We start from the raw sequence: 11,905 nt of genomic DNA, 5'->3' as shown, positions 1-11,905 counted from the left end.
ATCTAACAAACAGCACAAAATGAACTTTCAGTATATAAAACATACACGTATCATAGCAATGGCCGCTCTGCTGGCCGGCGCAGTTTCGGCCTGTACACCGGAATCATCTGACAAAGGGCTCGGGCCATTGCCTGTAGCGTCTTTCACCGCCGAGCCGCTGAACGGCAACCCGAACAAGATCGTTGTAAAAAATACAACGCAGGGTGGTTTTCTGTTTGAATGGACGGACGACGCCGGACACAAATCCAAACGCGAAACAGATACACTGAGCTTTTTCCTGGCCGGAAAGTATAAGATCCAGTTTACAGTATTTACCAATGGCGGATATGCAAAAACGGCGAAGGAAATTACAATTGCCCAGAATGCCCAAACACAGGATATCCTGCAAGGTGGTAATATGGAAGCTGGTAGCGAGCAATTCTGGACACCGTTGAACACCGGAGGTGTACAGACCGGCATCAAAATAGAGAATGGAAAGATGGTTTTCAGCAATACCGCCAATAGCAATGGCGCTATTTATCAGAAGGTAAGTGTAACAGCTGGCAAATCGTATATTTTCTCAGGACGTGTTAAGGGTAGCGGCGCTACTAATTCCTGGTTTGAAATTTACATCGACGCTGCTGTGCCTAAACAGGGTTCTGATTATAGCGGAAATAAATTCATTTCTCTGAATACCTGGTCTGGCTGCGGAGCCGTGGCGTTCGACGACGATATCGCTAAGATAGGTTGTGACGGTACCGGTAAAGATAAAAATGGTGTTATAACGTTTACTAAAACAGGAGACATTTACATTGTGATCAAAGCAGGTAGCTCAGGTGGTACATTGGGCACCGGCGGTATCACAATCGATGATGTGAAGTTCCTGGAAGAGAAATAAAGTCTATTTTGGATTAGGAATTGGGGACCCGGGAATAAGGTGTATATACGCCTGACTCCTGATCTCCGGTTCCTAATTTTTTTATTTACAAAACAGCGCGTATGAAAACACTGAAATACCTCCCCTTCATCCTGTTAGGTATGAATGTTATTTCCTGCTCAGGCAAAGGGGAGAACGATACTACGACAAATCCTGTGACTCCGCAGGGGCCTGTAGACAAACACTGGACCTTTGAAACAACTCCGGTATGGGCAGATGAATTTGATTATAACGGTTTGCCCGACAATACCAGATGGGGATACGATATCGGTGGTGGCGGATGGGGAAACAATGAGCTGGAATATTATACCAACAGCCTCGACAATGCCTCGGTAGCTAATGGCAAGCTGACCATCACAGCCAGAAAGGAAGTGAAGGAAAACCGTAATTATACCTCCGCACGACTGGTGACAAGAGGAAAGGGAGACTTCCTGTACGGTCGCTTTGAGATCAAAGCAAAACTGCCTGCAGGTAAAGGTACCTGGCCCGCTATCTGGATGCTGCCTACCGACTGGGCATACGGAGACTGGCCAAAGTCAGGAGAGATCGATATTATGGAACACGTAGGATATGATCAGGATGTGATTCATATCACCGCACATACAGAAGCTTATTACTTCAGAATAAACACCCAGAAAACAAGCGTTAAGAAAATACAGAACGCCAGCACGGAATATCATGTGTACAGGATGGACTGGACGCCTTATGCCCTGCGTGGTTACATTGACGATCAGCTCATCTTCGAGTTTACTAATGAAGGGAAAGGATATAAAGTATGGCCTTTCGATAAGAAATTCCATCTCCTGTTGAATATTGCTGTTGGTGGCGATTGGGGTGGCGCACAGGGTATGGATGAGTCCATTTATCCGGTAACAATGGATGTGGATTATGTAAGAGTTTATAAAATGATTGAAAAATGAGATTCCGTAATAAAACATCTATCAGCCTCGCTGTATTGCTGATGACAGGCCTGATCTCCTTTGCAGGATGCAAGGATAATAAAGGGGGAGACGTTCCCGGCCCCACTGTTGACCCGCCAAAGACCGACACCACAGACGTCAACATGTGGCTGACCACAGGTGATAAAACCGTGCTGTTTCAAAAACAAAAGGTAAACCTGCTCTTTAAGGACACTGTTAACATATATCCCGATATCAGCGTTGATGATGAACAGACCTATCAGAGCATAGACGGCTTTGGTTATTGCCTGACAGATGGCAGCGCCATGCTGATCAATTCCCTCTCCGCCGACGTACAGGATGCACTGCTGAAAGAACTGTTCCTGACAGACAGTACACATATTGGCGTGAGCTATCTGCGCGTGAGCATTGGCGCCTCCGATCTGAGTGTAGCGCCATTTACTTATAATGATCTTCCGGCAGGAGAAACAGATGTCAATATGACGAAATTCAGCATTGACATGGAAAAGAAACACCTGCTCCCCATACTGAAAAAAATAATCGCCCTGGCGCCCAATATCAAGATACTGGGATCACCCTGGTCTGCACCCTCCTGGATGAAAACAAACAATGCATCCAAGGGAGGCAGCCTGAAACCTGAATATTATGCCGCTTATGCCTTGTACTTCGTAAAGTACATTCAGGCGATGAAAGCAGAAGGTATCACCATTGATGCGATTACACCCCAGAATGAGCCCTTACACGGCGGTAACAATCCGAGTATGGTCATGCAGGCCAATGAGCAGGCTGACTTCGTAAAGAATCACCTGGGCCCCGCTTTTAAAGCAGCAGGTCTGACTACAAAGATCATTGTATATGATCATAATGCAGACAAACCTGAGTATCCGGCCGCTATTCTGAAAGATGCGGATGCTTACCCTTATGTAGACGGCTCGGCCTTTCATCTGTATGGTGGCAGCATCACGGCACTGACACAGTTGCATGATGCTTACCCTGAAAAGAATATTTACTTCACAGAACAATGGGTAGGCGGCCCCGGCAACTTCGGGAACGATCTGAAGTGGCATGTCAGCACGCTGATCATTGGTGCTACCCGTAACTGGAGCCGTAATGTGCTGGAATGGAACCTGGCTTCCGATCCTAACTATGGTCCGCATACAGAAGGTGGTTGTACTACCTGCCTGGGCGCATTAACAATTGGTTCCGGCGTAATTCGTAACGTTGCATATTATATCATCGGTCATGCATCTAAATTTGTACGTCCCGGTGCAGTAAGGATTGCCTCCAATATTACAAGCCAGCTGGACAATGTGGCGTTTAAAACTCCTGATGGTAAAAAGGTGCTGATCGTCGTAAATAGTGGCACAATACCGCAGACATTCAATATCCGGTACAAAGAAAAAGTAGTGACCAGTACCCTTGCCAATGGTGCTGTAGCTACATATATCTGGTAAATTCTAACATAGTTTTTATAAATGAGAAAATTCGCATTGATAGGGCTGTTGCTGGTGGCCTACACCGGTTATGCGAAGAGCGAAGCCCTGAGTAACAGGAAGGATTCCACTACGCGTAAAGGCGTTACTGTGTATACTACTGCAGAGAATACCAAACTGCGGTTGACTGAAACAGGCACCTTGTCTTTTGCTCCCATGAAACAGCCGCTGGAAACGGAAGTGTGCATCTTTGTAGATCCCTCAAAGCGTTTCCAGACACTGATGGGAATTGGAGGCGCACTGACCGATGCTGCTGCTGAAACGTGGGCCAAAATGCCCAACCAGAAGCGGGCGGAGTTGATGAGAGCCTATTATGATCCGGTAGATGGTATCGGGTACACCTTAGCCAGGACCAATATACAGAGCTGTGATTTCTCCAGTGACTCTTACAGTTATGTAAAAGACAATGACAGCCTGTTGAGAACATTCAGCGTAGAACATGATATGCAATACCGTATCCCGTTCATTAAGGCGGCTATCACTGCTGCCGGCGGGAAGTTACCATTGTATGTGAGTCCCTGGAGCCCTCCGGCCTGGATGAAGGACAACAATGATATGCTGCATGGCGGTAAACTGTTGCCACAGTACTACCAGTCATGGGCTAACTTCTTTGTGAAGTTTATCAAAACTTATGAGTCACTGGGTATTCCTGTATGGGGCCTTTCTGTACAGAATGAGCCCATGGCAAAACAGAAATGGGAATCCTGTAATTACTCTGCTGAAGAGGAGAGGGATTTTATCAAGCGTTACCTTGGACCCACCTTACAGAAACAGGGCCTGGCTTCGAAGAAGCTGATAGCCTGGGATCATAATCGTGACCAGGTATATCAGCGTGCCAGCACCATCCTGGAAGATCCGGCTGCAGCTAAATATGTATGGGGTATCGGGTATCACTGGTATGAGACCTGGACCGGCAGTAGCATGATGTTTGACAACGTACGTCGCGTGGCTGAGACTTTCCCTGACAAGAATCTCATCTTTACAGAGGGATGTATAGAATCTTTCAAACGTGAGCGTATCCATGAATGGTTCATCGGTGAACGTTATGGTCTGTCTATGGTGAACGACTTTAACAACGGTACCGTTGCGTGGACAGACTGGAACATCCTGCTGGATGAAAATGGTGGCCCAAATCACGTTGGTAACTTCTGCTTTGCACCCGTGCATGCAGATACTAAGTCAGGTGAATTGATCTACACCAATGCTTATTATTACCTGGGACATTTTTCCAAATTCATCCGCCCGGGTGCAAAACGTGTGATTGCATCATCCAACAGAACAGACCTGCAGACAACAGCCTTCATTAATAAAGACGGCAAGCTCGCAGTGGTTGTGTTGAACATGTCTGCAAAAGAGATTCCTTACAAACTCTGGATCAAAGGTGAAGCAGCTTCCGCAACCAGTTTACCGCATTCCATCGCAACACTGATAATAGACTAGGTTAACCATTATGTATGAAGAAAGGCCTCGGTTTCCCGAGGCTTTTTTCATGTAAGTATTACCGTGTTATACTCAGCCGTTCATCCATTTTTTAATGGAATTTTGTGTTTAATTACTACCTTCAATAACGTTATATGTGACCCGATTTTGAGTTGACCCGGATCCTCAGTACCAGAACCATTCACGTTAATTGAAACCATTATAAATCATCCAGTTTTTAATTATTACCATTAAACCCACCCTTTCACATTATGAAAACGACCTTTACCTTTTGGGTATGTTTTGCCCTGTTTTTTATCACGAAGACCTATGCGCAGGTCACCACCACCATCAGTTATACCAACGCACCGCTTAACCCGGGCAACTGTAATGTGTTTAACACAAGTACTCTCGCAGTTATCGGTGGTTTGACCCATTATCCCGTTTGCGGTGGCGTCACTTACAACGGAACAAATGCCATTAAACTGGTATCAGTGGGAGCGGCTACTCCCGGCGGTACTACTGCCACTGCTTATGGTATAGGGTATGCCTTCAAAAAAGGGCATACTTATGCTATACAGGTCACTGCAGCTGGTTCTGCTCCTTCAGGTACTACTCCTCCCACACTGTATGCAGGGTTTTATGCGCAATTGCCGAATCCTGCCCAGACATTACCTGCTGTATGCGGACCGGTATCAAGTTCGGCCTGGTCGGCAGTACAAACGGGTAATGCATTCAACGTACTGGGAACAAACGTTGGTGTCTACAATTTCACGGCGTTTACTCCTACCAGTGATCTGAATGTGATGACTATCCTGGTGCAGAGTTTTAAAAACGGCGGTGTGGATACTGTGAAGATCAGTAAGATCACTATTACTGATCGTGTATCGCTTCCGCTGACGCCTGCAAGTGTTTCGAAAACCTGTGGTACTGCCATTACACAGAACTTTGTGATATCTAATCCGAATGGTGCGGCCGGCATTACTGCCTATAACTGGAACCTGGGAAGTGCCAGCAGCGGCTGGATGTATAACGGTGCTCCGGCTCCACAGTTCCTGACTACCACTTCCAATGTCCTCACACTGACGGCCCCGGCATGTAGTGCACCGATTACCAGTATAATAGCAAATGCGGTGGTGAATGGTGTAACTTTCGGTGCAGGTACCTCGACTGCTACAAATGTAACGCCCAGCTTCTCATTGACCGGGCCATCAAATTTATGCACCAGTGCTACTTACTCTGTGAATAACCTGCCCTGTAATGCTTCTGTTGCCTGGTCAGTATCGCCGCAGGGAGTTGTTAACCTTACACCATCGGGTAATACAGTCACCGCAACAAAGACCTTTGACTATTGGGCTACTTTGACTGCTACCGTGTCGGGAGGATGCCTTACCTCGCCGGTTGCACTGACTAAAACCATTACGGCAGGAAGCACAGTACAGGCGACATATACAGCTGGTCCCAACGGGCCTTACACGCCAACAGATATGCCAACAAGTCCGATACCTAATTACAGTTCGTCAGACTACATTACCTATTTTGGTACAATAAATTCCACCGGCTTATCCAACATCTCGTGGTCTACCACCGGCGATGCGCCTTATGCATTCAATTCCAGTAATTCCGGCTTCACGTATACGGAAAGAAAGAGTGGTGCATTGGTATATGTAGTGCTCGACGCTGTGGGCTTCTGCGGTCCGATTCATAAAGAATATCCTTTTGTATCCGTTCTGACAGGCGCCAGTGCAATGTCACTGAATATTGCACCTAATCCGGCCAGAGGTTCATTAACATTAACTACCACAGCTCCTGTTAATGAAGCCACTGCTACGGCCAGGACAGCCAAACCATCCGCTGGTAGCCTGTCTCAGAAGGTATATGCTGTGAAGATCACAGATATCACAGGCAAGGTTGTTAAGCGTATTGAAAATAAATCAGGTGCCACTCCGCTTAATATCTCACTGGCCGGTATCCGCTCCGGCTACTACCTGCTGTCTGCATTTGACGGAAAGAGCTGGACAACGAAGAGCATTATTGTAAATGAATAAATCCATAGTAATACAAAAGAGAAGCCGCCTCAAAAATGAATTGAGACGGCTTCTTGTTCTTCACTCTTTAATCCAGTCGGTAATTCTTAATACTCAACTGATGGTTTCCATTTATAATGATACATTCACAAAGGCGACAGTCTTAACAAACAATATTATTGTACATCCCACCATAATCTTGTAGCCCCGTTATCAGGACCTTTCAGCAATCCAATAGCCTTGGCCACTTCCGCGCTGTTGGTGTTGTATTCATTCTGTGGGAAAGGTAAACGTCTGATCTGTGTAGTGCTGCTGATTACGCCACCGCTGAAGTTATTCACTACAGGGAAAAGCTTAGGGTAGCCGGTACGGCGGAATTCCGTCCATGCTTCCTGTCCTTCAGGGAACATAGCGATCCACTTCTGTGTAATGAGACGTTCCATTTTGGCCTCAGCAGTTGCAGCGTTGTCCCATTTGATGGTGATGGTAGAAGGAGCGGCAGCATTATTCACGCTGTTCTTCGGATCTGTATACGCAGCAGGTGTGCTGGTATTGTCATTGACATAAGCCCCTGCATTTGCACCCCATTGCTCCATAGATGTAGTGATACCCTGGTTGTACAGCGTCTGTACATCACTACCTGCATTCGCCCAGTTACGCAGCGCAACTTCTGCTCTCAGGAAGTATACTTCTGCAGCAGTCATGATCTGTACAGGTGTAGTAATAGAGAAGGAAGGCGTACCGTCCGTCAGGTTCAGCGAAGAATATCCGGTATAATCTCCTTTGGATACGTTGCCCCCAATGGAACCGATACGGATACCCTGGTACTGGGACGGGAAAGCGGGATCGGTAGACTTGTCAAAATATTTACCGATGCGCGGATCGTTGTAGCCGCTCATATAACTCTGAATGGAAGCCCCGATGCGGATATCCAGCCAGTTCTGTGCTATAAACACCAGTGGGTTGCTGAAGCCGGCGCCTAGTACTTTTACTTTCATGTTACCGGCATTGCCTGTGATCACACCACCATTGGCAGGGTCCAAAGCTTTTTCAGCCTGTTGCTGTGCCAGCTCAGGAGCCGCTTTTACAATGTGCATGGCCAAACGTAAGCGGAGGCTATTTGCATATTGCAGCCATTTCGTGAAATCTCCATCATATACCAGGTCAAATCTGGAAAAAGCGAACGGCAATGGTTTTCCGTTACCCGCGACCTGCGTGCGCAGGTTATTGGTAGCGGTATCCAGTTCCAGGAAGAAACGTTTGTACACATCTTCCTGACTATCGTATGGAATAGCGCTTTTGCTGGTACCCACCTTGCTGTAAGGGATAGGTCCGTAGATGTCTGTAACACGGCTCATACCGGTTACCTGCACGATCTGGGCTACTGCCCATACAGCAGGGTAAGCGGTATCCACACCGCTTGTACGCAGCCTGTTTACGGAAGCCATGATGTTCAGGTAACCTACTTTGAATGGCTCGCCATTCCAGCCGCTTACGAGGGAGTAAGACAGGTTGTTTTGTCCGCCGTTGAATGGGTTGGGGGACATAAAATAGCCTGAATAGCAGTCAGCATTCAGATTTTGTTGTAACTGGTAAGAGTTGGGATCTCCACCATCAGAAAAGTTGATGATAGAACGCTGTGCCCTGGTGAGGAAAGCGCCGATATCGTTAAAATCTCCTTTCAGGTCATCCGGGGTAATGCCGGTATTGTCCTGGTTATATACTTCAAAGTTCTTTGTACAGGCACTGGCTCCCAGCAATACTGCCGCCGCAATAGCCCACATGCTTTTTATATAGTAACGTTTCATTTTCTTCAGTTTAATGGCAACAATGATTAGAAAGTAGCATTCAGTGACAGACCATAGCTGCGGGTAGCAGGAGGCATGAAGATATCCACGCCAGACAGACCGTTAGCGGTTGACAAGGTCAGCTCAGGGTCGAATGGCGCTTTCCTGGAGAAATACACCAGGTTACGTCCTGTCAGTGATAATTTCAGTGCTTTTACGAAATTGGTGTTCTTTACAGGGATGGTGTAACCCAGTGAAAGTTCGCGTAAGCGTACAGTAGTTGCGCTGTACATATACTCTCCGGAAGCAGCCTCACGACCACCAACAGTGGAATACCATTTCTGCGCGTCTACCATGGATACTGCATTGCCATTCGGATCAACGCCATTTACAGCTACACCACCTGCATCACGTGCTTCACCAGATACTTTAGATACACCATACTGGTCCATCATGGATTGAGTGATGGACATTACCTGACCACCGAATTTGCCATCGATCAGGAAAGACAGGTTGAAGTCTTTATACTGCAGGTTGTTGTTCCATCCCAGTTGCCATTTCGTATTGGAGTTGCCGAGGAATACGAAATCACCACCCTGTTTAATAGGGTTGCCATTTGCATCGATCATGATACGGCCCTGCGCATCACGCTGCAGTACAGTACCATAGATGTCTCCGAAAGAACCACCTACCTTGAACTTAGACACATAGTTGGAACCAGATGCACCACTCAGTGTAAACTCAGGAGCGTTAGGAGATAACTCGATGATCTTATTCTTATTGGTAGAGAAGTTAAGACCAGTGTTCCATTTCAGTTTGGTATCGCGCAGTATTTCATAGCGTACGATGGCTTCAACACCCTGGTTCTGGATATTACCGGCATTGATGAAGAAGTTGTCGTAGAATGATCCCTGCGGAGCCCTGATCTGTAAAGTCTGGTTCTTGGTGTTGGTCTTATAATAGGTCACATCCACACCCAGCCTGTTCTCAAAGAAATGCCATTCGGTACCGAATTCCAGTGAATTGGTCTTTTCAGGTTTCAGATCAGTGAAAGGAGCTGTGGTGTTTGGACTGAAACCACCACCCGCGCTGAAGTTATATACTGACGGATTAGACTGATAAGCCAGAGGAGAGTTACCTACCTGTGCAAAGGATCCACGTACTTTAGCGAAGCTGATGAACGCGGGCAGTTTCGCTACCTGGCTCAGGATCACGTTCAGACCCACAGAAGGGTAGAAGTAAGAACCGGAAGGGGTAAAGGCCAGGTTTGAAGCCCAGTCATTACGTGCGGTCAGGTCCAGGTATGCCCAGTCTTTGTAGGAGATGTTAGCGCTACCGAAAACGGATTGTACCTGGCTATGGTTTTCCTGCAGGGTACCGGAGTTCAGTGGATTGAAGGTCTTGAAGTTCTGGATCACGAACAGGTTCGGAATGTTCAGACCATCTTGTCCGGAGTTGAATTTCTCACCTTTGGTCACTACGTCCCTGATGCTTCCGCCCAGTACACCGGTGATGCGGATCTTGTCGCTAACTGGTATGTCGAAGTTAGCCAACAGGTCGCCATACTGCTGATTGGTAGTGGTATTACTATATACGTAGACACCATTGGCAGGGGAGAGGGTCTGTACGGTACCGGCATAAATTTTCTGCTCGAATACATCGTTGATCCTGTCCAGGCTTCCACGTGCGGTGATGTTCAGCCATTTGTTCACATCGTATTTCAGGCTGGCATTCATCAGCAAACGGTTACGGTCCAGGGTATTCGGATCGCGGTGGAGGATCCACCAGGGATTCTGCTGAACGTCTTCGTTGAAAGGCCAGTTCTGTACCATTAAACGTCTGGTAGGATCAAACACTTCAAAGTTGTCCTTGTACGGCTGCAGATCTTTTCCACGGGGGAAGAGATACAGACCGGTCAGCGGGTTAAAATAAAAACCGCTCAGGATCGTGTTGTCAATAGTCTGATTGATATAGTTAACGTCAGCTTCCGCAGTCAGTTTATCGTTCAGGAAATGTCCTGTTTCCTTGAATGTGATGTTGTTACGGGACAGCTTGTTCGTAGGCTGAATACCTTTCGCAGAAGTATTGGCGTAAGAGAAATATGTCTGCATCTTATCTGAACCACCTGCCAGGCTGATAGAGTTGGTCAGGTTCTGGCCTGTCTGAAAGAAAGAGGACAGGTTGTCCTTGCCCCCGGATATTTTACTGCCCCAGCTCTGTGTGTTAGTCGCGTTAGTCTGGCCGTAGCTGTTCTGGAACTCCGGTTTGTAAGCCACATTGCTAAGAGTCAGGCCGGAACTGAAATTGATTACCGTACGACCGGCTTTACCACTTTTCGTCGTGATCAGGATGACTCCATTGGCACCCTGGCTGCCATAAAGTGCAGCAGCGGAAGCACCTTTCAGCACGGAAATACTTTCGATATCATCCGGGTTCAGATTAGAGATCGGGTCTCCGCCATCATAAGCACCGCTACCACCATAAGAGCTGTTAGGCTGCGAGGTTAGGGAGTTATTCATAGGCACCCCATCTATCACATAAAGCGCCTGGTTACTACCCAGACCAGATTTGGCACCACGCAGAATGACCTTAGCAGAACCACCTACGCCGGAAGAACTTTGAGAGATGTTCAGACCTGCTACCTTACCATTCAGGGTATTGATCAGGTTCGGATCTTTCGCTTTGGTCAGTTCCACACCGCTTACCTGCTGCGTAGCATAGGTAATAGATTTCTCTGATCTTTTGATACCCAGCGCTGTCACTACAACAGTGTTCAACTGTTTGTTGGATTCGGTCAGCGTCACCTGGATATTGGTCTGGCTGCCTACAGTGATCTCTTTTTTCTCAAAACCAACATAGTTGAATACCAGTACATCGGTGCTTTCCACCTGGAGGGAGAAATGTCCTTTTGCGTCAGTCAGTGCGCCACGGGTCGTACCTTTTACCTGAACAGCCACGTTGGGAAGGGGCTGACCAGTAGCATCCACCACAGTACCTTCGACGGTAGCCGCGGGCTGCATGGCGGTGGGAGTCTCTTTTTTCACTGCTTTAGGACGGATCACAATGATCTTGTCCATGATAGTATAAGAGAGCGGTTTATCTTTCAGGCACTTGTCCAGTACTTCGGACAGGCTGGCTGATTTCAGATTGATATCTACAGCACCTGTACCCTGCAGCAGTTTTTCGTCATAAACAAACTCGTAACCTGTCTGTTTACTTATACTGTTGAAGATGTCGTACAGGGCAAGGTGTTTTCCTGCGATCGTGACTGTTTGGGAATAAGACCTGGCGCTCAGATTCAGAGAGAACACCAGTGTTAAAATGGCAGTTAATTTCATAACCA

At 47.1% G+C, this 11,905-nt stretch carries 7 protein-coding genes; 5 read left to right on the top strand and 2 right to left on the bottom strand.

Translation table 11 applies throughout. The annotated features are described in order from the left end of the window. Positions 1-19: 19 nt before the first annotated feature. The 5 genes from L3C95_RS12580 to L3C95_RS12560 all read left to right on the top strand — a co-directional run bounded on the left by L3C95_RS12580 (position 20) and on the right by L3C95_RS12560 (position 6,796). Positions 20-877, top strand: a complete 858-nt coding sequence (locus tag L3C95_RS12580) for a hypothetical protein (RefSeq protein ID WP_236387576.1) — start codon at positions 20-22, stop codon at positions 875-877. Positions 878-978: 101 nt separating this feature from the next. Continuing rightward, a complete protein-coding gene (locus tag L3C95_RS12575) occupies positions 979-1,836 on the top strand; it encodes a glycoside hydrolase family 16 protein (protein ID WP_236387573.1) in 858 nt (285 codons plus the stop codon). After that, on the top strand, positions 1,833-3,290 hold the full coding sequence (locus L3C95_RS12570; RefSeq protein WP_236387570.1) for a glycoside hydrolase family 30 protein: 1,458 nt from the start codon (positions 1,833-1,835) through the stop codon (positions 3,288-3,290). The genes L3C95_RS12575 and L3C95_RS12570 overlap by 4 nt, the downstream gene beginning before the upstream one ends. Before the next feature lie 21 nt (positions 3,291-3,311). Then, complete coding sequence (locus L3C95_RS12565; RefSeq protein WP_236387568.1) at positions 3,312-4,769, top strand: glycoside hydrolase family 30 protein; 1,458 nt, start codon at positions 3,312-3,314, stop codon at positions 4,767-4,769. Between the two features lie 251 nt (positions 4,770-5,020). After that, complete coding sequence (locus tag L3C95_RS12560) at positions 5,021-6,796, top strand: T9SS type A sorting domain-containing protein (protein WP_236387567.1); 1,776 nt, start codon at positions 5,021-5,023, stop codon at positions 6,794-6,796. A 155-nt stretch (positions 6,797-6,951) separates the two neighbouring features. Here L3C95_RS12560 and L3C95_RS12555 read toward each other — a convergent pair whose 3' ends face one another. Beyond that, positions 6,952-8,583 carry a RagB/SusD family nutrient uptake outer membrane protein gene (locus L3C95_RS12555; RefSeq protein ID WP_236387565.1) on the bottom strand — a complete coding sequence of 544 codons (1,632 nt, stop codon included), beginning with the start codon at positions 8,581-8,583 and terminating at the stop codon, positions 6,952-6,954. Between the two features lie 26 nt (positions 8,584-8,609). Next, positions 8,610-11,900: a SusC/RagA family TonB-linked outer membrane protein gene (locus L3C95_RS12550; RefSeq protein ID WP_236387563.1), complete on the bottom strand. Its 3,291-nt coding sequence runs from the start codon at positions 11,898-11,900 to the stop codon at positions 8,610-8,612. Positions 11,901-11,905 lie beyond the last annotated feature (5 nt).

The sequence above is a fragment of the Chitinophaga filiformis genome (assembly GCF_021646545.1).
Classification (GTDB): domain Bacteria; phylum Bacteroidota; class Bacteroidia; order Chitinophagales; family Chitinophagaceae; genus Chitinophaga; species Chitinophaga filiformis_A.
The sequence above is the reverse complement of the archived record's forward strand: the minus strand, read 5'-3'. Positions and strand labels throughout refer to the sequence as shown.